This window comes from Halobaculum sp. MBLA0143, assembly GCF_041361465.1.
GTDB lineage: Archaea > Halobacteriota > Halobacteria > Halobacteriales > Haloferacaceae > JAHENP01.
Genome location: NZ_JBGKAC010000001.1, coordinates 1,828,434 through 1,853,036 on the forward strand (window position 1 = coordinate 1,828,434; position 24,603 = coordinate 1,853,036).

The window sequence follows — 24,603 nt, forward strand, 5'->3', positions numbered from 1 at the left end:
CACAAAACAAATATACGTCTCTGGATTTTACCCGTGTCACATGACTAGTGAGTCTGAAATCTCTGACTGGATAGTTAATTCTGTTAAAGAAGTAAGAGAAGAGTCGTCTGAGACGGAGTCTGGCAGGAGTGATACCCACCCAGGAGAAATTATTAGCTACGAACCACCATCACAATTTGAAGCATTTTGGATAAACGAGCCTGTTGAACTCTTACTGATATTGCACTCTAAAGACGAAGGAAGAGAAGACCTGGAAACAATAGTAAATGGCCCCATAAAGTTTGAAAACTTTCTTGATAGGGTTGAAAAAATAATACAAAGCCCTAGATGGCAACAAGTTGAACCAGTTCCATCTCACGTTCAAAATGTATCAGATGACTATGCTGCACGAGGTGAACTGTTGGCACCTGAATTCTCGCGTGTGTATGAGATGGCCGATGCATTACTAACAAATCAAGCAGATAAAGGACTGCACATTTCAAATGTAGTTAATAATACTCTCTGCATCTATATTTATGACGTATCCAAAGAAAGTATTTTTAAAAGTATTAAAGGATCAACAAATATTATTAAAAGTTTAGAAAATATAGAAATGGAAGAATCGGACTCAGAAGAACCTACAGGCAGCGGTACCTATATCTACCCTCCTGTCTGGGTCGGATCTGTCCCGGAAATGTCGTTTAGTGAGAAAGTTCTTCAGGGTCCGGATAACTTCGCAGAAACAGTCATAGAAAGATCAATCGGCGGAAATAAGCTATCTGTTCAAAAAGACGGTTTTATATACGTTGACATAGGCGACTCAGAAAAGGCGATAGATATGTTCAACTGCATATTCGCGGCCGGATTATTCAAAGGAGAGGTGATGGATAGTGTGAAGGCTGGTGGGGTGACCGGTACAAGAGATCCTGAAAGCGAACATGAAAGGTTCGGGATTTTCTCACAACTACGTAAGGACCTTACACCGAGCAACAGCCCGGCCCCTTTGTCGCAGAGGGCTGATCCGCCCCGTAGAGGCATTATAAATAAAGATGACATGGATTCCATAATATCACTAGCAGAAGATATATACAAAAATGATGAAGAAAAGGAAAAAGCATCATTTTTACTCCAAGCATATACTCATCATAGAAATAATGAATTTTCTCAGTCATATTTGTTTTCTTGGATTCTAATTGAAAACCACATTAATCACAGCCTGAGATCACACTTAAAAGATGCAAGAGAGATGAGTAACAGTAGAGTGAGAAAAGTTATTGATAGCTCTAACTGGGGGGCATCAAATAAAATAGAACTGGCAGAAATTATAGGACACATAGACAAGAGTAAATATAGCAAGCTAAACGGTTTTAGAAAGAAAAGAAACAAACTCGTACATAATATGACAGAAGTAGACAAGAAGGACTCGACAGAGATATTAAATGCTGCGTTTGAGATGTTATATAATGATGATGTTACACCAGAAGACGAGTCAAATCAGATCCCAGGATTATGACTAGTTAGATTTACAGTAAGGACCGGCACCGTCGCCGACCGCACCACCTTCTCGGCGGTGGAGCCGAGCAGGAGTCGGTCGATCCCGCCGCGGCCGTGTGTCGCGGTGACGATCAGATCACAGTCGTTCGCCTCGGCGTACGTCACGATCCGGCCGCTGGGGGTGCCGTCGCGGATCGCCGTCTCGCAGGGCACGTCGTAGTCGTCCGCCAGCGACGCCACCGCCGCGACCGCGTCCTCGGCGTCCGCTCGTAACATCTCGTCGACCCCCTCCAACGACGCCTCCGTCGGCAGCCCGGCGTACGCCGCCGCGTCCACGACGTACAGCGCGTGCAGCGTCGCCCCGTGGACGACCGCCAGATCGACCGCGTGCCGGACGGCCCGCTCGACGCCGTCTGAACCGTCCGTCGGCACGAGAATCCGGTCGTACAACCCCATGTGACGCTCTCACACGCCGGGCGCACAAGAGCGTTGCTCCGCCGTCGGCCTCGCCGGCTCCGACAGCCACAACCCACGCGGCGGCCACCCTCCGGCCGTGTTCGACTACTACTTCGGGATCGCTCGAGCCCGTCGGCGTGGCCGCCGGATCGCCGTCGGGCTGGCGGTCGCCGCGGTCGCGGCCGGCGGCGGCGCGGCCGTCGCCTCCGACACGGGCTACGTCGTCGGGCTCGCGGGCGTCGTCGCCGGGACGTGGTACGCCCAGCCGGCCGCGAAGCGCCTGCTCGTTCCCGCACCCTGGAGTCCGGAGCGGTGGAAGTACGCCCCGCTGGCGGAGGGGGTCGACTGGGACGGCGTCGACCACTGGCTCGACTTGGGCACCGGGACGGGTCGGTCACTCGTCGGCCCGGCGCCGGCCGTCGACGACGCCCGCGTCACCGCGCTGGACCCGTTCGACGGCGGCGTGATCGCCGGCGGCCCCGAGCGCGCCCGCCGCAACGCCGCGACTGCCGGGCTCGACGCCCGGCTCGTCCGCGGCGACACCACGCGGCTCCCCTTCACCGCCGACTCGGCCGACGCCGTCACCGCTTGTGGGCTGCTCCACGACCACTCGCGGGCGGACGCCGAGGCGACGCTCGCGGAGGCTCGCCGCGTCCTCCGGCCGGCCGGGACGCTCGGCGTGATCGAGTCCGTGGCAACTCACGAGGAGACGGACGACCCACTGGGCTACTGGTCGGATCTCGTCGTCGACGCTGGCTTCGAGGTGACCGCCAGCGGCACGGTCGAGCGCCGGGACTCGACGTACCACTACGTGATCGCGGCACCGGCGTAGTCCGACCGAGCCGATTATCGGTCGGTCGTCGCCGTCGTCTCCCGCCGCCGTCGCAGCCGCCGCTGGAGCCGGTCTGCGACGTGATCCGGTCGTTCGACACAGACGAGCGACTGCCGGACGAACCCGTACGGTCTGTCGGTCGTCGCCAGATCAGATCGTTCGAGACGTACTGTCCCGGCGTCCGTGCCGGGCGGTGACAGCCACGGCCCGTCGGCGACGGTCACGTCGTGGATCGACTCGACCGGCGCTCTCCACTGGACGGCGTCCAGCCGCGTGTCGTACGCGACCAGCGTCTCGTCGTACAGTCGGTACTCCATCGCCCCGAACGCCAACTCGAACTGCGCGACTCCCGCGAGGACGAACGCACCGCCGACCGCGACCGCCGGCACGACCCCGTCGACGAAGAGCGCGACGGGGAACGCGAGGTCGGCGACGACCACACCGAGGAACACACCCACGAGCGGGAGGAACCACCCCGCGACCCGGACCCAGAGGTTGAACATCCCCGCGTCGACCCAGGGGACGAGCCCGTCGAGAGCGCCCGCGATCCGTGCCGCACGGCGGTCGACGCCGAACCGTTCGACGGGGGGGCCGTCCGGCTCCGAGAGGGTGACCGGTTCGGTGTCGACTGTCGTGCTTGGGGCGGTCGTCGCGTCGGTGTCGACCGTCGCGTCGGTGTCGACCGCCGCGTCCGGGTCGACACCCCGCCGGATGACGATCCGAGCCGCGACCGCCAACACCGCGACGAGGGTGACCACCGCGGTCACGTTCTCCGGCGCGTCCGCGTAGGCTGTGTCCGCTCCGACGACGAACAGCCCGGCGGTGAGCGACCACAGGAGTTGCCGCCCCCGGAGTGTCTGCCGTCCCGGCCGTCGATCCGACCGACAGAACCGCCGGAGCGTCCACCCGTGGCGGGCGAGCACCGTGGCCGTCCCGACGGCCACCACCCCGGCCGTCGGCGGCACGGCCAACGGCGTCCGAATCACCGTCGCCACCGCGGCGATCACGACGGCCGACAGACACGCCCAGAGGGTGCCGGGGACGGCCGACCGGACGTTGTGCGGCGTCACGGGCGGGAGCCACTCCGTCGGGGTGAGGGCACCGAGCTTCGGGATCAGGAACCGGAACGGCCCCGGGCTCCCGTTCGGCCGGGTCACCGGCGGCCCCGTCGGCGAGTACTCTCCGCGTGGCCGCTCCAGTGCCGTCCGGAGCGCGACTCTCAGAGCTCCGACGGTCGTGTCGATCCAGTACAGCAGGAACACGACTGCCAGCGGCGCTGGCGTGAACGGGACCGCCGCGAGCGCGACTGCGTCGACCGCCAGCGCGCCGTCCGACCAAGGCCAACTCCGGGACACGGGTGAGAGAGACGTCAGAGGAGACTGCTCGACAGCCTCGCCGCTCAGTCGTCGGCCGCCTGCGCCGCGACCCGGGCGACGCCGATAGTCACGGCGATGTTCTCGACGTCCCACTCCTCGGTGAGGTCGGCGTCCGACAGCGACCCGAGGTCGAACTCCTCGGCACGGGTCTCCTCGGCGACGTGGTCGGCGTGGTCGGCGACGAAGCCGGCCACGCGCTCGTCGGCCACGTCCACCGCGACCCGGATCGGTTCGTCCACCTCCAGGTCCAGTTCCTTCCGCATCTCCTGGATCCGCCGGACCACGTCGCGGGCGTACCCCTCCGACTCCACGTCCTCGGTCAGCTCCGTGTCGACGTACACGTTGCCGTCGGCGTCGTCGACGGCGAACCGGGTGCCGGAGACTCCCGCCGGCGACTCCGTGTGGAACGACACCATCTCCTCGGTGAGCTCGTGACGTTCGCCGTCGACAGTGACGGCGAACCCGCCGTCGTCCGTCGCCAGGTCCTCGCGGGCCGCGCCGTCGACGGCCTGCATCACCGCCTCGGCGTCGCCGCCGAACGCCGGGCCCAGCGCCGCCATCTCCGCTTCGGCCACGTCGACGAGCTGGCCGTACGACTCCGCGACGGTGACGGTCCGGGCGTTCACTCGGTCGGCGAACAGGTCGGCGTGTCGAGAGACCGCCTCCCGGACGCTCGCGTTCGAACTCTCGACGACCACCTCCGTGACCGGCCAGCGCAGCTTCCGCTCGGCCTGTTGGCGGGCGTTGGCGGCCGCCTCCTCGGCCGCTCGCAGCACCGCCACGTCGGACTCCAGTTCCGGCCGGCGCAGGTCGTCGTTCGCCTCGGGGTACGACAGCGCGTGGACGGTCGTCGCCTCGCCGTCGAGGTGCTGGTAGAGCCGTTCGGCCAGGAACGGGGCGAACGGCGCCAACAGCCGCGTCACCTCGTCCAACAGGACGGCCATCGTGGCGTACGCCCCACGCTTCTCCGGGGAGTCGGCGTCCTCCCACATCCGCTCGCGGGTCGCCTTCACGTAGAACCGCGACACGTCCTCCGTCACGAACTGTAAGACGGCGTTCAGTGCGTCGTCGACGTGGTAGTCGTCCCACGCCGCCGCGACCTCCCGCTCGACGGTCTGGAGCCGCGACAACACCCACTCGTCGACGGTCGTCAGCTCGCCGTCGTCCAGACTCGCCGTCGCCGGATCGTAGCCGTCCAGCTCCATGTACTCCAACGGGAACCGGAACACGTTCCAGAGGATGTTCAGCGTGGACTGGGTCTCCTCGAGCCCGTCCCACTCGAACCGGAGGTCGTCGCCGTGTTGCTCCTGGCTCAGGAGGTAACACCGCAGCGGGTCGCGGCCGGCCTCCTCGATGGCCTCGTCGGGCGTGATGACGGTGCCGCGGGACTTCGACATCTCCGTCCCGTCGCCCAGCCGGGCGAACCCGTGCATGACGACCTCGTCGTACGGCACCTGCCCGAGCGCGGCCGTCCCCATGCCCAGCTGTGACCAGAACCACCCGCGGGTCTGGTCGTGCGCCTCCAAGATCACGTCTGCGGGCCACAGCTCCTCGAACGCCGCCTCGTCCGTGGGGTAGCCGATGGTGCCCAGCGACGCGACGGAGGAGTCGAACCACACGTCGAACACGTCCGGCACGCGCTCGTAGGTGACGCCGTCTTCCGTGATCGTCAGGTCGTCGACTGTCGGGCGGTGGAGGTCGATCTCGTCGGGGTCCACGTCCTGGTCGACCCGCTCGGCCAACGCCTCGCGGGTGGGGACGACGATCGTCTCGTCGGCCGTGTACGACCCCTCGCGTTCGCGGTCCGCGTCCGTCGGCACCCAGATCGGCAACGGGATCCCCCAGTAACGCTGCCGGGAGACGTTCCAGTCGGGCGCGTTCTCCACGAAGTTGCGGAAGCGATTGTCGCGGGCGTCCGGCGGGTGCCACTCGCTGTCCTCGATGTTGGCCAGCAGTTCGTCTTTGATGTCCGTCACCGTGATGAACCACTGGTCGGTGACGATCCGGACGATGTCCGTGTCACACCGCCAACACTGCCCCTCGTCGACGACGTGGCCGTCCTCGCTGGCCAGCAACAGTCCCCGGTCGTCCAGGTCCGCGACGATCTCGTCGTTGGCGTCCCGGACGAACTGGTCGGCGTACTTCCCGGCGGCGTCGCCGTAGACGCCGTCCGTTCCGACCGGACAGAAGACGGGCAGGTCCAGCTCCTGACCCCGTTCGAAGTCCTCCTCACCGTGGCCGGGCGCGGAGTGGACGAGCCCCGTCCGGTCGGCCTCGACGTACTCCGCCGTGTACACCTGCTGTGTCCCCGGCTCGTCGACGTAGTCCGGGACCGCGTCCGCGAGCGGGTGTTCGTACGCCGTGCCGGCCAGCTCCTCGCCCGACAGCTCCGACAGCACCTCGTAGTCGTCGTACCGCCCCCGCGAGAGAGCGTCGTCGACGCAGTCGGCCGCGAGGAGCAGTTCCTCCGTCTCCCCGTCCCGCTCGGCGCGTACCCGTTGGTACGTCAGGTCGGCGTCGGCCGCGACGAAGGTGTTGGCGACGACGGTCCAGGGGGTGGTCGTCCAGATCACGAGGCTGGCGTCGTCGTCGACCAACGGGAACTTCACGTAGACCGACGGCTTGCCCACCTCGTGGTACTCCACCTCGTTGTTGGCGATGGCGGTCTCACACCGGGGACACTGGTTGATCGAGCGTTTGCCCTGCTCGACGAGCCCGCGGTCGTCCACCTGGGCGAACGCCCACCAGGCGGCCTCCATGTACTCCGGCGTGATCGTCTTGTACGGGTCGTCCCAGTCCATCCAGACGCCCAGCGACTGGAAGTCCTCGTCCATCGCCTCACGGTTCTCCTCCGCGAAGCGACGGCACTCCTCGATGAACGCCTCCATCCCGTACTCTTCGATGTCCCGCTTGGTCTCGAAGTCGAGCTCCTCCTCTACTTTCGTCTCGATGGGGAGCCCGTGCATGTCGTAGCCCGGCCGGTCCGTCACCCGGTGGCCGGTCATCCGCTTGTACCGGATCACGGCGTCCTTCAGCGACTTGTTCCAGGCCGTCCCCAGGTGCATCTGCCCGGTCGTGTACGGCGGGCCGTCGACGAAGAAGAACGGCGGGTCGTCGGCGTGCGCCTCCACCGCCGCCTCGTAGGCGTCTTCTTCTGCCCAGAGTCCGTCCACTCGGTCCTCCACCTCGTGGGGGGCGTACTGGTCTGGGATCTCCGTGTCGTCCATACCACAACGTCCGGCCCAGCGTATATCAAAACGGTGGTCCGGCAGACGACCTGTTCGAGGGGTGTCGTGTTCGGCGTTCGAGGCGTCGGCTCGACTGGCTCGCTCGGGTCCGTGGCGTCCACAGGAGCCAGCAGACACTTCACACTAGCCGGCGAGCCAGCCGACCGTGTCAGACGACCTGGAGATCGCAGTGGTTCGGGCCGAGTCACACGACGAGGCGAGAACACGCATGGAGACGGCACGCGAGCGCCTGGCGGCGACACTGGACCCGGACGCGACCGTCCGGCTGCGAGACGTGCCCGTACCCGACGCCGTCGCCGCCGAGCCGACAGTCGATCCGGAGACACGGCTCGAAGAACTGCGCGACCGAGTACTCGAACTCGTCGACGACGGCGGGGTGGAGGACCTGTCGGACGACGAACGGACGCGACTCGACGGCCTGCGCGAACAGTTCCACTTCTACGAACAGCTGGCCGAGACGGCGACACAGCCGGTCCGGTACCCGGCGCTCCGTGCGAGTGACGCCACGGGCGCCGCCCCCGAGGCCGTCGCTGCTGCGGTGCTGGAGCCGTTGGAGCCGTTGTCGCCGAAGACGGTCGTCGTCGACGAGACGCCGGTCGAGCCGGTCACGGAGACGGCGCTCGCGGACGCCGTCGCGGCCGCGACCGACGGCTCGACGACCGCGTGACGTCCGTCGTGACACCACGGCCCCGCCCACCCCGAGGAACTAAGCTGTTGGCCGTCGAACGGCCGAGAGTGAGCGACGACGGTCCGCCGACGGGCGACGAGGGAGACGGTGACAGCGTCGGCGACCGCGCGGACGCCGAGGCGAGCGGCCAGACGGAGACGGACTCGTTGGACGCCGCCGCCCGGGAGTGGGCGGAGCCGGACCCGGACGACCACGAGGACGTGCTCCGGCCGGAAGACCTCGACATCAGCTCCCGCGAGGGCGTGGAGACGACGGAGGACGGCCAGTTCGTCATCTCGACGGACGGGGAGGCAATCGATCCGGACGTGCCCGCGGTTCGGGTGGTCGACGAGACGGGCGAGGGCCACCACGCGGACGACGACCGGGACCGCGAGAACCCCCTGTCGGCCGCGGAGTCGGACCTGGCGGCGCTGTCGGTCGACCACGCCCTCAGCGTCGTCGCCCGCCACGGCGAGACGACGGGGAGCATCCAGACCGCCGCGGACGACCGGGCCGCGGCGCTGACCGCAGTGTTGCGCTGGTACGCCGACCGTGTGGACCCGGACACACCCGCCGAGACGACGCTGCGGCGACTGCTGACCGAGACGAGTCTCGACCTCGGCGTCGACGACCCGGACGGCCAGGAGTGAGGAACTCGCCTACCGGTGTCGCGGCACAGCGTGCTCGAAGCCCCACCGTCGTCCCCCGGCCACTATCATAAAGTTGTGTATATTTATCGGACGTATCTCGAATTCGATAGAGTAACGAACAATCAAGTGTCCCCTAGTGTATCTGAGAGTGTGACAGGGGGAACGGTACTTTGTGTCGACGAGGAGGGGTCGGTGGCCGACACCGCGACCGTCGTCGACGACGAGACGGAGTTCGAACCGCTGACGCGGACGACGGCTGCGGGCGCACGGGAGGCGATCAGAGACCACCCCGTCGTCTGTGTCGTGACGGAGTACAGTCTCCCGGACGGCTCCGGGCTGGAGGTGGTCGAGGCGCTGCGTGAACACGCGCCACAGACGCCGTGTGTCCTGTTCACGGACGCCCGGCCGGGGGAGATCGACACCGACTCCTTCGAGGAGCTGATCGTGGAGTACTTGGACAGGACGCTGCCGTCTGCGGGTGAGGAGCTGGCGTTCGTCGTGGACGACCTCGTCGCCCACAGCGCACAGGTCGGCTTCCTCGCGCCCGACGACGAGGCGTCGCGGCTGGCGGCGCTGGCGGAGTACGAGGTCGACGAACTGCCGATCACGGAGAGCTTCGAGCGAATCACCGACCTGATCGCCGACCACTTCGACATCGAGGTGGCGTTCGTCGGGCTGATCGAGGAAGACGAGGAGAACTTCCTGGCGTGTACGGGTGCCGACTGGGACTCGCTCACGCGAGAGGACACGATCTGCACACACAGCATGCTCCAAGAGGACGTGATGGTGGTCGAGGACGCACGGACGGACGATCGGTTCTCCAGCAACGAACAGCTCCTGAACCTCGGGATCCAGTTCTACGCCGGGGCCAACGTCACCACGCCCGACGGTCACGTCATCGGCCAGGTGTGCGCGCTGGACGACGAGCCGCGGCAGCTCTCGGAGCCGGAACGGGAGCGGCTCCAGAAGTACGCCGACACGGTGACGGAGATTCTGGAACTGCGACAGTCGTTGCGTGACGCCCGCACGGCGACCGCGGAGGTGGAGCCGTGAGCACCGCAGAGTTCGACTCCGGGACGGAGCTCGGGCGGATCGACGCCGGTACGAGTGTCCTGCTCACCGGGGACGACGAGGCGGTGTTGTCGGATCTGTTCTACCGGCTCGCCGCCGCCGGCGAGTCGGAACGGTCGGTCGTGCTGGCGACGGACAGCCGGGGCCGGACGGTCACCCGGGAGTTCGACGGGGTCACCGACGGCGCCGGCCAGCGGACGACCGTCCTCGCGGCAGAGGGACGCGCCAGCGACGGTGTCGCCACGGTCGACGACGTTGGCGACCTCACCGCCGTCGGGATGGAGCTGTCGTCACTCGTCCGGGAGGCGCGGACGGACGCCGACCGGCTCCGTGTCGGACTGTTCCTCTGTTCGTCGCTGTGTGCGGCCGCCGAAGACACGCGGTCCGTCTACCGGTTCCTCAACTCCAACTTCCTGTCGACGCTCCGGCGGGCGGAGGCGGTCGGCGTCTGCGCGCTGGACACGAGCGCAGACATCGGCGCGAACGTCGACAGCGTCGTCTCCGGGCTGGAGACCTCCTTCGGCGCCCGGCTGGACGTGGTCGACTACGACGCCACGACGGCGACGGTCGAGGTGACGGGTCTCCCGGGCGTCGACGACACGGTGACGGTGAGCCGGACGTAGCCACCCCCGACGTACTTCAGTGTGGGGGACGCAGGAGGGAGTGATGACAGACGACCGGGGGGTAGCGACGCTGGCGTCCGAACTGTCGGCGTCGACGGCGGCGGACAGGGCGGCCGCGGCCGAGGCGTTGCGGGCGCGGGCAGACTCCGAGCCGGCGGCCGTCGCCGGCGTCGCCGACGACCTGGACGCCGGGCTGACGGACGTCGACGACGGCGTCCGTGCTGACACGACCGCCGCGGTGGCGGAGGCGGCCGACGCGGACCCGACGGCCGTCGCGGCGCTCTCGACACACCTCGGCGACCGGCTGAGCGACGACGAGCCGGCGGTGTGTCACCACGCCGCCTACGCACTCGCCAGGGTCGCCGCCGTCGACGCCGTCGCCGTCGAGCCGGCGCTGCCGGCGCTCGCCGACGTCTCGACGGCCGACGACGAGCCGTTGGCCGGGCTCGCGGTCCACGCGCTCGCGGCCGCCGCCGACACGGACCCGACCGTGCTCGCCGGACTCGACGACGCGACGCTGACCGGACTCCGGAGCGGGCTGGTCGCGGCCGCCGACACCGACGACGCGACCGTCCGGCGACGAGCGGTCCACGCGCTCGCCAGGCTCGCCGAGGCCGACGTCGTCGCACCGCCGACACCCGAGACCGTCGTGCCGTCGGTGGCGGACGATACGGCCGCGACCCGGCGTGACGCGACCTTCCTGTTGGCACGGGCGGCCGACGGCGACCCTGCGGCAGTCGCGCCCCACGTCGACACGCTCGTCGACAGCCTCGCCCCGCCGGATCACGGCGCCGTGGTCGTCCACGCCGTCGCGGCCGTCGAGACGGTCGCCCGCGAGACGCCGGCGCCCGTCGCGGCCCGCGCCGAGCCCGTCGCGGCGTTGTTGACCCACGACCGTCCGGACGTGCGGGCCAACGCCGCGGCGGCGCTGGGCCGGGTCGCCACCGAGACGGACACGGTCGCGGACGCCGTGGAGACGCTCGCCGAGCGACTCGCCGACGATGCGGCCGCCGTTCGGGTGAACGCCGCGTTCGCGCTCGCGGCGCTGGCGGCCGCCGACCCGGACGCGGCCAAGCCGGCGATGGAGCCACTCCTGGGCCGACTGGAAGACGAGACGGAACGCGAACAGGTCCGCGCGCACGCCGGCACCGCGCTCGACAGACTCCGCTCGGCGCTGTCGCCGGCACCGGAGCCCGTCTCCGCGGAGGCGGCCGACGACGGCGTTCCGCGGGGTGCCGCCGCCGTCACGGACGGGAATCGAGGTGTCGGCGGCGGCGGGGACTCGGCCCCGGACGCCACGGAACCGCCGGACGGGTGACGGGTCGGCTTCCGAAGGCTTATGACTCGACCGGGGCAGACGTTCGACAGAGATGGACCGGGGGCTCGCCGCCGTCGCCGTCGGCCTGACGCTGCTCGTCGTCGGACTGGGAGCGAGTGCGGTCGCCGCGCCCGACCCCGGCGGGGCGGCCGCGGACCCGGACGGCGTGACTACGACCGACACCGTCGACCCGACCGAGACGGCGACGACAGAGTCGACCGAGACCGCGTCCACAGCGTCGACACAGACTTCCTCGCCGGCGTCGACGCAACCTTCCCTGTCGGGGACACTCGTCGGCGTCCAGGGGAGCGGCGGTTACATGAGCGGCGGCTACGTGGAACTCGCGGGCGAACGGGTGCTCCGCGACTCCGTCGACACCTACTTCGACGTGTCGTCGTTGTCCGACGGCCGGCTGCTGGCGGCGTGGATGGACGCCGGGCGGTCGGAGTGTGGACCCTACGAGTCCCCGTGTGCACGGACGGGCTTCGTCGTGTTCGACCAGGAGGGGGCGGTCGTGAACCGGTTCTCGTTCCCCGTCCGGACCTCTCACAACAGCGAGGTCCACGACGTAGAGGCGCTGCCGGACGGCGGGTTCGTCCTGACGGACATGGACCGCGAGCGGGTGATGATCGTCCGTGACGGCGAGGTGACGTGGCAGTGGAACGCCAGCGAGTTCTACGAGGCGCCGCCGGACCCGACGACACGCGACTGGCTCCACGTGAACGACGTCGACCGGATCGGCGACGGTCGGTTCCTGGTGTCCGTCCGCAACGCCAACCAACTGCTCGTGTTGGAGCGGCGGGGCGACGACGGCGAGGTGGTCGAGGTGATCAACGCCGACCGCGGCGGCTCCGACGCCTCCTGTACCGAGGGGGCACGCCTGTACGACGCGGACGGGGACGGCGACGTGCGCTGTGGCAACCCGGACGCCTTCCGCGAGCAACACAACCCACAGTGGCTCGGCCCGGGGGCGGTGCTCGTCGCGGACTCCGGCAACGACCGCGTGGTGGAACTCCACCGCCGGAACGGGGTCTGGCGACCGGTGTGGGCGCTGACGGGCGCGAACGGTCGGTCGTTCTCCTGGCCCCGGGACGCCGACCGGCTGCCGAACGGCAACACGCTCGTGACCGACTCTCGTGGCCGGCGGGTCGTCGAGGTGACGGAGTCGGGCGAGACGGTGTGGTCGTACTCGACGGGCAACGGCATCGTGTACGAGGCCGACCGACTCCCCGCCGGGGAACGACCCCGTGGCCCGTTGTACGCGAGCGACCGTCCGCCGACGGGTGTCGACGACGGGACGGCGACGGACGGCCGTACGGCGACCGTGACGCCCGGCGGGACCGGAACCGAAGTCGTCGAGGTCGGCCCCGGCGAGAGCCGACTGCCGGTGTTCGGGGAGGCCGCGCGGCTGGTCCGAGCGGGGCTGCCGTGGCTGCCGCTGTGGCTCCGCGGACCGCAGGTCGCGCTCTCCGCCGCGTCGCTCCTGCTCGTCGTCGGCGGTGTCGTCGACGCGGTCTGGCGCCGACGGTAGGGCGGTCTTTTGACCCCCGGCCGCCAACGACGGTCGTGAGCGACGACACGGAACTCGCCTGGGAGACGGTCGGGACGGAACTGGAGTACGACTGCCCCGGGTTCGGGGTACGACGCGACGACGTGCGGCTGCCGGACGGCCGCGAGACGGACTACCACTACGTCGACGAGCCGCCGGCGGTCGTCATCTTGCCGCTGACGGCCGACAGCGAGGCAGTGTTGGTAGAAGAGTGGCGTCAGGCCGTGGGTCGCGTCAACCGCGGGCTGCCGGCCGGCACCGTCGAACGTGCCACCGAGCCCGCAGACGCGCCGGAGCCGTGGTTCGACGCCGACCCGACGTACGAGTCCGTCGAGACCGCCGCCCGGCGCGAACTCGCCGAGGAGACGGGGTACGAGGCCGACGAGATCCACCGGCTGACGAGCGTCGAGCCCTCCAACGGGGTGAGCCAGACCGTCCACCACCACGTCCTGGCGACGGGCTGTACGCCCGGGTCGGGCCAGGATCTCGACGACGACGAGACGATCCGGGTCGCGACGACGGCGTTCGAGGAACTGCGCGACGCGGTCCTCGCCGGCGAGGTGCAGGACGGCCGCACTGCGCTGGCCGTCCACCAGTTCCTGGCGAGCGGCCACGCGACCGAGCTCGGGCTCGACACGGAGTGACCGGCCGGCGAACCCACCGCGGCGCACGACCGCGGAAGGCATACGTTCACACGCCCCAAGGATCCGTATGGACGGAGACTACGAGCGGCTCTACCGCGAGACGGCGCCGTCGGTGGTGTCGGTGTACCGCGAGGCCGGTCGTCGCGGCGCCGGCTCCGGCTTCGTGTACGACGCAGACCACGTTCTGACGAACGAACACGTCGTTCGGGGGAGCGACAGCGTCGACGTGCGGTACGCGAACGCGGCCTGGACGACCGGTGTCGTCGTCGGCAGCGACAGCTACACCGACCTCGCCGTCGTCCAGGTTCCGGACCGCCCGGCCGACGCCGACCCGTTGACAGTGGCGGACGGTGACGCGGCGCCGACGCCCGGCCGGCCGGTGGCCGCGCTGGGCAACCCGCTCGGGCTCGACGGCTCCATCACGACCGGCGTCGTCAGCGGCGTGAACCGTTCGATGCCGACCTCCGGCGGGTTCGCCGTCCCGGACGTGGTCCAGACCGACGCCCCCATCGACCGAGGCAACAGCGGCGGGCCGCTCGTGTCGGCCGCGGACGACGGCTACCCGGTCGTCGGCGTCAACCGGGCGAAGTCCGGCGACAGCGTCGGGTTCGCCGTCTCCGCCCGGGTGATCGCGGCGGTCGTCCCGGCGCTGATCGCCGAGGGGCGGTACCGCCACGCCTCGTTGGGTGTCGAGACGGTAGACGTGACGCCGCGGGTGGCGACCGCGAACGGGCTCGACACACCCCGTGGTGTCGTCGTCGTCGGCAACCGCGACGGGACGACGCCGCTGCGGGGGAGCCGCGGCACACGCCGCGTCCGCGGCACCCGCGTGCCGGTCGGGGGCGACGTGGTCGTCGGCTTCGCCGGGCACGACGTGCGGTCACACGAGGAGCTCACGCGACTCCTCCTCACGGACGCCACGCCGGGTGAGTCGGTCGGGCTGACGGTCGTCCGGAACGGCCACGAGCGGGACCTCACCGTGACGCCGACGGAACGCCCCGTCACCCGACGGGACCGCGAGCGTGCGGCCGGCGACGCCACGACGATCCCGGTGGAGTAGTCAGCAGTCCTCGCAGTCGCAGTGGGCCCCACAGACGGGGTTGTCACAGTCCGGCGACCGCGCGGTGCAGTGTGTGCGGCCGTGTCGGATCAACAGGACGTGCAACGGGTACTTCAGGTCGTCCGGGATCACCTCGTCTAACACGTCGTGAGCGCGTTGGTTCGTCGCCGACTCCGGGACGAGCCCGAACCGCTTGGACACCCGTTCGACGTGGGTGTCGACGGCCATCGTCGGCTTGCCGAAGTGGAAGTTGAGGACGACACTCGCCGTCTTCGGACCGATCCCTTTGATCTCCGTGAGCCACCCCTTCGCGTCGTCAGTCGTCATCGCGTCCAGGAACGCCAACGAGTAGGCGCCGCCGGTCTCCTCCCGGATCGCCGACAGCGACCGTTGGATGCGTTCTGCCTTCGTCTCCGGCAGGCCCGCGACCCGGACTGTCTCCGCCAGCTCCTCCAACGGTGCCTCCTCGATGGCCCGGAAGTCGTCGTACGTCGAGAACAGACTGTCTGCGGCCCGGCGCGTGTTCTGGTCGGCGACGTTCTGCGAGAGGATCGTCGTCAGCAGCTGTTCGACCCCGCGGGCGTCGGCGGTCGTCCCGTGTTCACCCTCCGGGGCGGCGTCCGTCTCCGCGCCCGTCTCCTCGCGTTCGACGGGCTCGTACAGTTCGACGAGGTCGTCGTGGAGGTCCCGGACGGCATCCGGTGTCCACTCCGTCGGCTCGGTCGACATGTCCGTCTCACGGGGCGTGACGTGCTTCAGGCCGTCGGTCCGGGGTCGGTGCCGGCGTGGGCGGCCACCACGTCTCCGATGTCGAACAGCCGAACGTCGTCTCGTTCGTCTGCCAGCGTCGTCAGCGACTCCGTGAACCCGCTGCGAGAGAACAGCGCGTACTGCACGTGGCGGTCACCTCCGTCGGGGGGAGACCACCGGAGCTCTGCCGTGTGGCTCCGGAGTGATTCGAGAGCGTCGAACCCCGCCGGCGACGACTGGAACTTGCACTCCCCGACGACGAGCGTGTCGCCGGCCGTGAGTCCGACGGCGTCGATCTCGTGTTCACCGTACCACCACCGCCCGGTCTCCGTGACGGTCAGGTCGGGGTACAGCGGTCGGAGCGCCCCGCGACACAGCCGCTCGAACGCGGGGGCGACGAAGTCGGGCAGTTCCGGCCGGATCAGCGTCTCGAACGCCTCGTGGCCGAGCTCGTCGTTCCGACCGCCGGCACCGTAGACGAACCGGAACCAGAACCTGAAGAAGCTGTCGCGCAGCCGGTAGCGGCCCCGCTTCGACCGCTCCGGCCGTTCTGTCACTGGGACAGTCCGCTCGATCAGCCGCAGCCGTTCGAGTCGGCTCAGGTACGTCGACAGGCTGTTGTACTCGATTCCGGTCGCGCCCGCGACCTCGTTGCGGCCCGTGTTACCGCCCGCAATCGCCTCCAAGATCGAGAAGTACCGGGTCGGCTCCTTGAGCTCCATTCGGAGGACGTAGTCCGGCTCGTCGTGGAGCGTTCCGTGGACCGACAGGACCGTGTCGTGGACGTTCGCCGCCAGCGACGCCGTCGGGTCGAGTCGTTCGAGGTAGTACGGCACACCGCCGAACACACCCCAGAGAAACACCGCCTCCGTCGGTGTCGGGTCGTCGAGAAACTCCGTCGCGGCCCCGAACGGGAGTTCCCGAACGTCCAGCTTCAGCGAAGACCGCCCGTACAGCGGGCTCGACCCCAGGAGAGCAGCCTCCTCCATCGTGCTGATCGAGGAGCCGACGAGGACGAACGTCGGCGCGGCGTCGTCGAACTCCCGATCGAACAGTGCTTGGACGACGGACGGCAGACTCTCGTCTTCCGCGACGAGGTACGGGAACTCGTCTAACACGACGACGGCGTCGTTCTGTCCGAGGTACGTGAGAATCGGCTCCCAGTCCGGGCGGAGTCGACTCACCCCGGGGTACGACTCCGCGGCTCTGTCGAGGAACTGCTCGATCTGGAGCGCGCGGGTCTTCTGCCGGGCCTGGTAGACGACTGCGTCCGCCCGCCCGTCCAGCGACTGCGAGACGAGTTCCGTCTTCCCCAGCCGTCGCCGGCCGTACACGACCGCGAGCTCCGCCGAATTCGAGCGGTACAGCTCCCGGAGCCGCGACAGCTCCGCCGTCCGGCTCACGAACCCTGGCGCACGGCTGACGACGGCGTCCGCCAACAAAATAGTTTGGAGAACAGTCTTCTGCAGAACTGTTCTACAGAGTACGATAACTTAGAGAACAATAACTCGGAGAACAGTTCTGTAGCCGACGACACACCGACCGCCGACTCACTCTGCGTTCACCGCTCGCCAGAGCCGCCGCACCACGGCCTCCGCGACCACGATCAAGATCTCGACGCCCAACACGACCGGGGAGACGACGACGGCGTAGATCACCAACGGGTCCGACTCCCCCCCGACCCGGAGCAGCGCGAACGCCAGCAGTCCGGTCGCGCCCGCGAGCGGGGCCAACGGGGCGACGAGCCCGCGCCGGAGCGTCGCCGCGGGGACGACGACGCAGGCCGCGATCGCGACGAACCCGACGAGGGCGGCCGTCGCGGCGGCGCTCGGCGGCGAGAGGTACTCCCACGGCGGCACCCAGGCGACCACCCGGACGACGAGCCAGACGGCGACGAAGCCGGCGGCGACGACGCCTGTCACCCCGGCGGCGGTCCGAGTCGAACGGTTACGGCTCCAGACGACGGCGCCGACGGTCACGGCGGCGAAGGAGACGGCGACGGCGACGGTGAGGGCAGTCGAACCGAGCACGGGGTCGGGGGTTCCGGGCACGGTCGGTCAGGCGGTGTGTCTCGGGGTCGTCGCCGTGTCCTCGGTCTCGATCGGGACCGACAGCGTCCGGTCCCCGTCGGCCCAGGTCAGCGACAGTCTGACCGTCGATCCGGGCTGTCCGAACGCCTCCGGCTGCACGGTCGCCTCGCGGGTCTCCCCCGCCGGGACGCCGGTCGTCGGGGTGTAGTAGACCCCGCTCTGTTGAATCCCGCCCAGCCACACGCCGCGGCCGTCACCCTCGTTGCGGACGCTGACGCTCACCTCGAACGACGCCCCCTGCCGGACGCCGTCGGGCGTCGTCACGTCTGCGACCCGGAGCGCCGACCGAGCGTCGAGACCTGCGAGCCGGTCGGCCGGGAGCCGGGCCCGCCGCCCGTCCGGCCCGACGAGCGTCGCGTCCGTCGCCGCCGTCTCGCGCACGTCGAACAGGAGCCAGCCGGCCGACTCGTCGCCGGTGTACAACTGCCGGACGCCGGGCGTCTCCGAGAACACCCCGGGGAACGACTCGGCGGTGTACGACGCGCCGCCGAGCCGGAGTTCGAACGCAGACGCGGGCGGGCCGGCGAGTTCGGACGGCAGCCTGGCGGGGACGAAGGCGTCCCGATCGGGCGCCGTCACCCGGATCGCGTCCGGGCTCTGGACCCACCGGACGGCCGGGACCACCCTCGCGGCCGCCCGGAGGCGTGGCGTCCCGTCCGGTTCGGTCCCCGTCGCGGTCGGACTCGTCTCGTCCGTCGCGGTGCGAGAGCGGTCGGTGGCCGTCCGGGTCGCGGCGCGGCGGCCGCCGACACAGCCGGCGAGGGCCACGGCCGCGCCGGCCGACAGGAGGGCGCGTCGTGTCGGAGGGGGAAAACGGCTCACGCTCCATCGCTGTCGCGGGCAGGGTAAGTGTCTTCAGGCGGCCAGGAGCGGCGACCCGGCGCCACGGGCGGATCGACACCGCAGGCGACGCGGCGCCGTTCCCCACTCAGTCGTCGCCGAGGACCCCCGGAGACTCCCCGGTTGCGTCGGCGACGCGAGGTGGGAGGTCCGCCCGCACGTCCTCGGCGTCGCCGGCCGCCAGCACGTCCGCGTACGGGTCCGGGAACACCCGGAGGAACTCACCGACGACACGATCCCAGTCGGCCAACAGTTCGCGGGCGTGGTCGCTGTCGGTGCGGGCGGCGTGGTTCTCCACCAGTCGGCGGAGCATGGCGCGGTCGCGGTCCGACAGCGTGTCGCTCGTCGACACCATCCCACGGTTCACCCGGTCGGCTGCGGTGCCGTCCGGGTCGTACACGTACGCGACACCGCCGCTCATGCCGGCCGCGAAGTTGCGGCCCACCTCGCCGAGCACGGCGACGACCCCGCCGGTCATGTACTCACAGCCGTGGTCGCCGACACCTTCGACGACCGCCGTCGCGCCGGAGTTGCGGACGGCGAACCGCTCGCCGGCCACCCCCTCGACGTAGGCGGCGCCGTCCGTCGCGCCGTACAGCGCGACGTTGCCGATGGCCACCTCCTCGGCGGGGTCGTAGGCCGCCTCCGACGGGGCCCGGACGACGACCGTCCCACCGGAGAGCCCCTTGCCGACGTAGTCGTTGGCCGTCCCGGTCACGGTCGCCGTCACGCCCGACGCCAGGAACGCACCGAACGACTGGCCGGCGGCGCCGTGGAAGTCGAGTTCCACCGTGTCCTCCGGCAGCCCGTCGCCGCCGTGGGCGTCGATCACCCGCCTGGAGACGGTCGCGCCGACCGTCCGGTCCGCGTTCGTCACGGGGTGTTCCACCTGGACGGACGTTCCCTCGCGGACGTGGTCGCCGATCCGCGACAGGAGTCGGTCCTCCAGTTGGTCGCCCGCGGGCGTCGGCTGCGACTGTCGTTTCGTCCGCGGGCCGTCGGCCGGCGTGGCGAGCACCGCACTCGGGTCCAGCGTGTCCGCCCGCCCCGGCAGTTCCTCGCGCCGGCTCAACAGGTCCGGTCGCCCGACGACCTCCTCGACGGAACGGTAGCCCAGGTCCGCCAGGATCTCCCGGAGTTCCTGCGCGACGAACTGCATGAACTGGATGACGTGCTCCGGCTCGCCCGGGAACCGGTCGCGGAGGTCCTCGCGTTGGGTGGCGACACCGACCGGACAGGTGTTCTGGTGACACTGCCGCGCCATCACACAGCCGGAGGAGACGAGCGAGGCCGTGCCGAAGGCGAACTCCTCGGCGCCAAGCAGGGCCGCGACGGCCACGTCGCGGCCGGTCTTCAGCCCGCCGTCCGTCGACACTCGAATCCGGTCGCGCAGCCCCGTCTCCCGGAGCATCTGGTTGGTCTCGGCGAGTCCGAGCTCCCACGGCAGCCCGGCGTGTTTGATACTCGTCCGCGGCGACGCCCCCGTCCCGCCGGAGTGGCCGGAGACGTGGACGGCGTCGGCGTTGGCCTTGGCGACGCCGGCGGCGATGGTGCCGATGCCGGAGCCGGCGACCAACTTCACGTTCACGTCCGCGTCCGGGTTGACGGACTTCAGGTCGTGGATCAGCTGCTTGAGGTCCTCGATGGAGTAGATGTCGTGTTGTGGCGGCGGGGAGATCAGCCCGACGCCCGGCGTGGAACACCGGACGTGTGCGATCAGGTCGTTCACCTTGCTCCCGGGCAGGTGGCCGCCCTCGCCCGGCTTCGACCCCTGGGCCATCTTGATCTGGATCTCCTCGGCCGCTCGGAGGTACTCCGTCGTCACGCCGAACCGTCCGGAGGCGACCTGTTTGACGTAACACCCCCGTTCCGTGTCGAACCGCTCGGGCGGCTCACCCCCCTCGCCGGTGTTGGACTTGCCGCCGATCCGGTTCATCGCGGCGGCGTTCGTCTCGTGGGCCTCCGGCGACAGCGAGCCGAGCGACATCGCGGCCGTCGAGAACCGCTCGACGATCTCCGTCACGGGCTCTACCTCTTCGACCGGAATCGGGTCGCGGTCGGAGTCGAACGCGAGCGTGTCTCGGATCGCGTCCGGGCGGTCGCCGCCGTTGACGGCGTCGGCGTACGCCTCCCACTGCTCGCGGTCCCCCTCGCGGACGGCGCCGTGGAGCGCGCCGACGGAGTCCGGGTTCCAGCCGTGTCGCTCACCGTCGCTCCGGTGGGCGTGCTCGCCGGTGCGTGGCAGCTCCGGCTCGCGGTCGTAGGCGTCGGCGTGACGCGCTCGCACGTCCGCCTCGAGCTCGTCGAGACCGATCCCCTCCGTCTTCGACGCCGTGTCGGTGAAGTACCGGTCGAGGAACGACGCCTCCAGGCCGACGGCCGCGAACACGGCCGCCCCCTGGTACGACGACAACGCCGAGATTCCCATCCGCGCCATCGTCTTCGAGAGCCCGTCGGCGACGGCACCGCGGTACGCCGCAATCGCCTCCTGCGGGTCTGCCCCGTCGTCGCCGGCGACGAGCTCCCGGACGGAGTCGTACGCCAGCTGCGGGTGGACGGCGCCGGCACCGTAGCCGATCAGACACGCGACGTGGTGAACCTCACAGGCGTGAGCCGACTGGACGACGAGCCCCGTTCGGGCGCGGAGCCCCTCTCTGACCAGACCGGTGTGGACCGCGGCGGTCGCCAGCAGCGCCGGAATCGCCGCCCGCTCGTCGTCTTCCGCGCGGTCCGAGAGGACGAGCACGTCCGTCCCGTCGCGGACGGCGTCGGCCGCTCGTTCGCGGAGGTCGGCGACGGCCGTCTCCAGATCCGTCGTGTCCACCGGGAACGTCGTGTCGAGCGTCGTCGCGGTGAGGTCGCCGTCGGTCGCCTCGCCCAGTCGTTCGACGGCCGCGGCCTGCTCGTCCGTCAGCAACGGCTGCTCACAGACGACCTGCCGGGCGTGCTCCGGCGACTCCGACAGGAGGTTCCGTTGTGGCCCGAGCCGGGTCTCCAGCGTGGTGACCAAGTCCTCGCGGATGTAGTCGATGGGCGGGTTCGACACCTGCGCGAACCCCTGGACGAAGTAGTCGAACAACGACCGCCGGCTGTCGGACAGGACGGACGGCGGCGTGTCGTCGCCCATCGAGCCGACCGGGTCCTTCCCGTCGCGTACCATCGGTTCCAGCATCGTGTTCAGTTGGTCGTGGCTGTAGCCCGCCGCCACCTGGCGTCGGCGGAGGTCAGGGGGGTACGCCCCCGGGTCCGTGGCGGCGTCCGGCGCGTCCGCCTCGCCCGCGTTCGCCGCCGCGCCGGTGTCGACGCTCGCGGCGACCGTCTGGACGTCCCGCGACTCCGCCTCGACCCACTCTCCGTAGCGCTCGTCCGTCAGGTCCGCGAACACCTCCTCGTCCGGGACGACCCGACCGTCCTCCAGGTCGGCGACGAACACCTCGCCCGGTCGGAGTCGGCCGCGTCGCTCGACCCGTTCCGGCGGCGTCTGTAGGGCGCCGGCCTCGCTGGCGACGATCAGCCGGCCGTCCGTCGTCACGTCGTACCGACACGGTCGGAGCCCGTTGCGGTCCAACACGCCGGCGACCTGGTCGCCGTCGAAGCCGATCACGAGCGCCGGCCCGTCCCACGGCTCCACGAGCGAGGCGTGGAAGTCGTAGAAGTCGCGCCGGTCGGCCGACATCTCCGGGTCGCCACGGTACGCCTCCGGCACGAGCATCCGGAGCGCGTGGGGGAGCTCCCGGCCGCCCTGGAGCAACAGGTCCAACGACTCGTCGACGGTCGCGGTGTCGGACTGGTCCGGGTCGGTGACGACCGGCCTGATCGTCTCCAGTTCCTCGTCGGTGAAGCCGCCGCCGGCCAGGTCCGCCTCCCGGGCCCGCATCCAGGAGACGTTGCCGTCGACCGTGTTGAACTCCCCGTTGTGGACGACGTTCCGGTACGGGTGCGCGAGGTGCCAGGCGCCCAGCGTGTTCGTCGAGAACCGGGCGTGGACCAGCGCGACCCGCGAGCGGAGGCGGTCGTCACGGAGGTCCGGGTAGTAGTCGCGGAGCTGCTCGGCCGTCAACAGTCCCTTGTACACGACACGCTCGCGGTCCAGCGAGACGACGTACGGCTCCCGACTCTCGTCTCCGTCGTCGAACGCCGACTCGACGGCCCGACGGCCGACGTAGAGGTCGCGGTCGAACCGCTCCGTGTCGGCGTCGCCCGCGGGCGCGACGAACGCCTGCCAGACGGCCGGCTCCGCCGTTCGTGCCGTCTCTCCCAGTTCGGCGCGGTCGGGCGCCGTCGGCACGGCGCGCCAGGCGAGTGTCGTCACGTCGTGGGCAGCCAACTGCGTCTCGACGGTCTCGCGGGCGGCGTCGACACCGTTCGGCGGCAGGAAGAACGTCCCGACGGCGTACGTCTCGGGGAGATCGCAGTCGACGACGGCACGGAAGAAGTCGTCCGGTCGCTCGATCATCACGCCGGCGCCGTCGCCGGTGTCCGGGTCTGCGCCCTTCGCGCCGCGGTGTTCCATGTCCGCCAGGAGTCCGAGCGCGTCCGTGACCGTGTCGTGCGTCGGGGCCCCCTCCAGGTCGACCACGCCGCCGACGCCACAGTTGGCTCGACTCTCTGCCGGGTCGGCGAGCCCACCGCCGGCGGCTACCTCGTTGTCGGCCGCGACGGCCCCCTCGTCGCGGTCGGGTTGCACGTCAGTGTCTGTCATACGTACTCCTTGGACCGCATCCCTCTTGTAGCCTTCTCGAAAGGTAACACGAATATACATACCGTATAAGGTACCTTCCATACGCGGCGAGACGGCCGTCAGAGTCGGTCTCGGACGCTTTGACGGGGTTTCGGAACGTGGTTGTACCGAGCGCCGTGCCCCTCACGTCCTGTGATTTTCTGTCCCGAGACGAGAATCAAACGTGATCTGTCGTTCTCGGGTTCGACAGACACCCAGTGGCGGACGGCGGTCGCGTCGGTGTCGGTGAGGGCAGGTGGGTCGGTGACGGGTGTGGGTGAGGGATCGATGTCGGTGAGGCCAGGTGGGTCGGCCGCGAGGTGGGTCCGTCGGAGGAGGAGTCGGCCGCGAGATGGGTCCGTCGGAGGAGGGGTCGGTCGCTGGGTGGGGCCGTCGTCGTGTCAGTCGGCCGCGGTGTCGATCTCCCGGGCGGTCGACAGCACGGCGTCGTGGACGGCGCCGTTGGAGGCGACGAGCCCGCGGTCGCCGGCGGTCCACCGGTCGCCGTCGAGGTCGGTGACTCGGCCGCCGGCGACACGCACCATGTGGACCCCGGCGACCGTGTCCCAGGGGTTACAGTCGACGTTCGTGACGACACCTTCGACGGAGCCGGCGGCGAGTCTGGCGAGCGCGGCCTGCGCGCTGCCGAACCGTCGTAGGTCGGCGAACCGTCGGACGATGGCGGAACACGCCCGGGCGTACTCCTCGCGACGGTCCGGCGGCCACCACACCGTCGGCACCACACACGCCAACTCCGGCTGCGACACGTCCGACACGGACACCGGTTCGTCGTTGCGGTACAGCGTCTCCTCGTCGGCGCGGTAGGCGTCACCGTGGGCCGGCAGCACGGTCGCGGCCGCGAGCGGCTCCGCGTCGTCGACGGCCGCGACCGCGGTGGCGAACTCCCCGACCTCGCGGACGAAGTTGTTCGTGCCGTCGATGGGGTCAACGATCCAAGCGGGGCCAGTCTGTGGGACGGTCTTCCGGAGGTCTCCTTCCTCACCGACGACCGTCTCGTCGGGGAACGTCTCCGCGACCGTCTCGACCACCCGCGACTGAGCCTCGCGGTCGGCGGCCGTCACCACGTCCGTCTCCGACGACTTCGTCTCGACGGGGAGGTCGCCACGGAACTCGCCGCCGGCAACTCGTGCGCCCGCACGGGCCGCCGCGATCGCGACCGCGGCGCGTGTCGACTCGCTCATGGGCCGCATTGCGCCGAGCGGTTGGAATAGCCGT

19 protein-coding genes are annotated in these 24,603 nt (G+C 69.2%); 10 read left to right on the forward strand and 9 right to left on the reverse strand.

Annotation, left to right across the window (positions count from 1 at the left end; translation table 11 throughout):
- The first annotated feature begins 40 nt into the window (after window positions 1-40).
- Entirely contained in the window at window positions 41-1,492 is a 1,452-nt protein-coding gene (locus RYH79_RS09395; RefSeq protein ID WP_370898450.1) for a hypothetical protein, read from the forward strand.
- Here the strand turns inward: RYH79_RS09395 and RYH79_RS09400 are convergent.
- Window positions 1,474-1,929: a universal stress protein gene (locus RYH79_RS09400; protein WP_370898452.1), complete on the reverse strand. Its 456-nt coding sequence runs from the start codon at window positions 1,927-1,929 to the stop codon at window positions 1,474-1,476. The two genes, RYH79_RS09395 and RYH79_RS09400, sit on opposite strands and share 19 nt — an antisense overlap.
- Window positions 1,930-2,026: 97 nt before the next feature.
- Here RYH79_RS09400 and RYH79_RS09405 point away from each other — a divergent pair, with 97 nt between their 5' ends.
- Window positions 2,027-2,761 carry a class I SAM-dependent methyltransferase gene (locus RYH79_RS09405; protein ID WP_370898454.1) on the forward strand — a complete coding sequence of 245 codons (735 nt, stop codon included), beginning with the start codon at window positions 2,027-2,029 and terminating at the stop codon, window positions 2,759-2,761.
- A 14-nt stretch (window positions 2,762-2,775) separates the two neighbouring features.
- On the opposite strand, the gene RYH79_RS09410 is transcribed toward RYH79_RS09405, so the two are convergent.
- Together RYH79_RS09410 and ileS are read right to left on the reverse strand one after the other, a co-directional pair.
- Window positions 2,776-4,116: a hypothetical protein gene (locus tag RYH79_RS09410; protein WP_370898456.1), complete on the reverse strand. Its 1,341-nt coding sequence runs from the start codon at window positions 4,114-4,116 to the stop codon at window positions 2,776-2,778.
- Between the two features lie 44 nt (window positions 4,117-4,160).
- A complete protein-coding gene (ileS, locus tag RYH79_RS09415; protein WP_370898458.1) occupies window positions 4,161-7,364 on the reverse strand; it encodes an isoleucine--tRNA ligase in 3,204 nt (1,067 codons plus the stop codon).
- 166 nt (window positions 7,365-7,530) lie between these two features.
- On the opposite strand from ileS, the gene RYH79_RS09420 reads away from it, so the two are divergent.
- The 8 genes from RYH79_RS09420 (at window position 7,531) to RYH79_RS09455 (ending at window position 14,967) form a co-directional block, all read left to right on the forward strand.
- Window positions 7,531-8,052 carry a hypothetical protein gene (locus tag RYH79_RS09420; protein ID WP_370898460.1) on the forward strand — a complete coding sequence of 174 codons (522 nt, stop codon included), beginning with the start codon at window positions 7,531-7,533 and terminating at the stop codon, window positions 8,050-8,052.
- A gap of 68 nt (window positions 8,053-8,120) precedes the next feature.
- A complete protein-coding gene (locus tag RYH79_RS09425; RefSeq protein ID WP_370898462.1) occupies window positions 8,121-8,702 on the forward strand; it encodes a DUF7500 family protein in 582 nt (193 codons plus the stop codon).
- A 150-nt stretch (window positions 8,703-8,852) separates the two neighbouring features.
- The gene (locus RYH79_RS09430; RefSeq protein WP_370898464.1) at window positions 8,853-9,755 is read left to right on the forward strand and encodes a GAF domain-containing protein; all 903 of its coding nucleotides are present in this window, start codon (window positions 8,853-8,855) and stop codon (window positions 9,753-9,755) included.
- Window positions 9,752-10,396: a DUF7504 family protein gene (locus RYH79_RS09435; protein WP_370898466.1), complete on the forward strand. Its 645-nt coding sequence runs from the start codon at window positions 9,752-9,754 to the stop codon at window positions 10,394-10,396. The genes RYH79_RS09430 and RYH79_RS09435 overlap by 4 nt, the downstream gene beginning before the upstream one ends.
- A 43-nt stretch (window positions 10,397-10,439) precedes the next feature.
- The gene (locus RYH79_RS09440) at window positions 10,440-11,714 is read left to right on the forward strand and encodes a hypothetical protein (protein ID WP_370898468.1); all 1,275 of its coding nucleotides are present in this window, start codon (window positions 10,440-10,442) and stop codon (window positions 11,712-11,714) included.
- Between the two features lie 52 nt (window positions 11,715-11,766).
- Window positions 11,767-13,245 (forward strand): aryl-sulfate sulfotransferase, encoded by a 1,479-nt coding sequence (locus tag RYH79_RS09445; RefSeq protein ID WP_370898470.1) that lies wholly within the window; start codon window positions 11,767-11,769, stop codon window positions 13,243-13,245.
- A gap of 35 nt (window positions 13,246-13,280) precedes the next feature.
- Window positions 13,281-13,907 (forward strand): NUDIX hydrolase, encoded by a 627-nt coding sequence (locus RYH79_RS09450; protein WP_370898472.1) that lies wholly within the window; start codon window positions 13,281-13,283, stop codon window positions 13,905-13,907.
- Window positions 13,908-13,974: 67 nt separating this feature from the next.
- A complete protein-coding gene (locus RYH79_RS09455; RefSeq protein ID WP_370898474.1) occupies window positions 13,975-14,967 on the forward strand; it encodes a S1C family serine protease in 993 nt (330 codons plus the stop codon).
- Here the strand turns inward: RYH79_RS09455 and RYH79_RS09460 are convergent, their stop codons facing one another.
- The 6 genes from RYH79_RS09460 to RYH79_RS09485 all read right to left on the reverse strand — a co-directional run bounded on the left by RYH79_RS09460 (window position 14,968) and on the right by RYH79_RS09485 (window position 24,569).
- A complete protein-coding gene (locus RYH79_RS09460; RefSeq protein ID WP_370898476.1) occupies window positions 14,968-15,696 on the reverse strand; it encodes an endonuclease III domain-containing protein in 729 nt (242 codons plus the stop codon).
- Window positions 15,697-15,722: 26 nt separating this feature from the next.
- The gene (locus tag RYH79_RS09465) at window positions 15,723-17,156 is read right to left on the reverse strand and encodes an ATP-binding protein (RefSeq protein ID WP_370898478.1); all 1,434 of its coding nucleotides are present in this window, start codon (window positions 17,154-17,156) and stop codon (window positions 15,723-15,725) included.
- A 111-nt stretch (window positions 17,157-17,267) separates the two neighbouring features.
- The gene (locus RYH79_RS09470) at window positions 17,268-17,768 is read right to left on the reverse strand and encodes a hypothetical protein (protein WP_370898480.1); all 501 of its coding nucleotides are present in this window, start codon (window positions 17,766-17,768) and stop codon (window positions 17,268-17,270) included.
- 6 nt (window positions 17,769-17,774) lie between these two features.
- On the reverse strand, window positions 17,775-18,629 hold the full coding sequence (locus RYH79_RS09475) for a hypothetical protein (protein WP_370898482.1): 855 nt from the start codon (window positions 18,627-18,629) through the stop codon (window positions 17,775-17,777).
- Between the two features lie 106 nt (window positions 18,630-18,735).
- Complete coding sequence (gltB, locus tag RYH79_RS09480) at window positions 18,736-23,349, reverse strand: glutamate synthase large subunit (RefSeq protein ID WP_370898484.1); 4,614 nt, start codon at window positions 23,347-23,349, stop codon at window positions 18,736-18,738.
- A gap of 419 nt (window positions 23,350-23,768) precedes the next feature.
- Window positions 23,769-24,569, reverse strand: a complete 801-nt coding sequence (locus tag RYH79_RS09485) for an inositol monophosphatase family protein (protein WP_370898486.1) — start codon at window positions 24,567-24,569, stop codon at window positions 23,769-23,771.
- Window positions 24,570-24,603: the final 34 nt, after the last annotated feature.

Excerpts from the sequence above, each read along its gene's own strand:
- RYH79_RS09395 (WP_370898450.1), top strand. The coding sequence starts at position 41 with ATGACTAGTGAGTCTGAAATCTCTGACTGGATAGTTAATTCTGTTAAA.
- RYH79_RS09455 (WP_370898474.1), top strand. The coding sequence starts at position 13,975 with ATGGACGGAGACTACGAGCGGCTCTACCGCGAGACGGCGCCGTCGGTG.
- RYH79_RS09460 (WP_370898476.1), bottom strand. The coding sequence starts at position 15,696 with ATGTCGACCGAGCCGACGGAGTGGACACCGGATGCCGTCCGGGACCTC.
- RYH79_RS09485 (WP_370898486.1), bottom strand. The coding sequence starts at position 24,569 with ATGAGCGAGTCGACACGCGCCGCGGTCGCGATCGCGGCGGCCCGTGCG.
- RYH79_RS09400 (WP_370898452.1), bottom strand. The coding sequence starts at position 1,929 with ATGGGGTTGTACGACCGGATTCTCGTGCCGACGGACGGTTCAGACGGC.
- RYH79_RS09445 (WP_370898470.1), top strand. The coding sequence starts at position 11,767 with ATGGACCGGGGGCTCGCCGCCGTCGCCGTCGGCCTGACGCTGCTCGTC.
- ileS (WP_370898458.1), bottom strand. The coding sequence starts at position 7,364 with ATGGACGACACGGAGATCCCAGACCAGTACGCCCCCCACGAGGTGGAG.
- RYH79_RS09440 (WP_370898468.1), top strand. The coding sequence starts at position 10,440 with ATGACAGACGACCGGGGGGTAGCGACGCTGGCGTCCGAACTGTCGGCG.
- gltB (WP_370898484.1), bottom strand. The coding sequence starts at position 23,349 with ATGACAGACACTGACGTGCAACCCGACCGCGACGAGGGGGCCGTCGCG.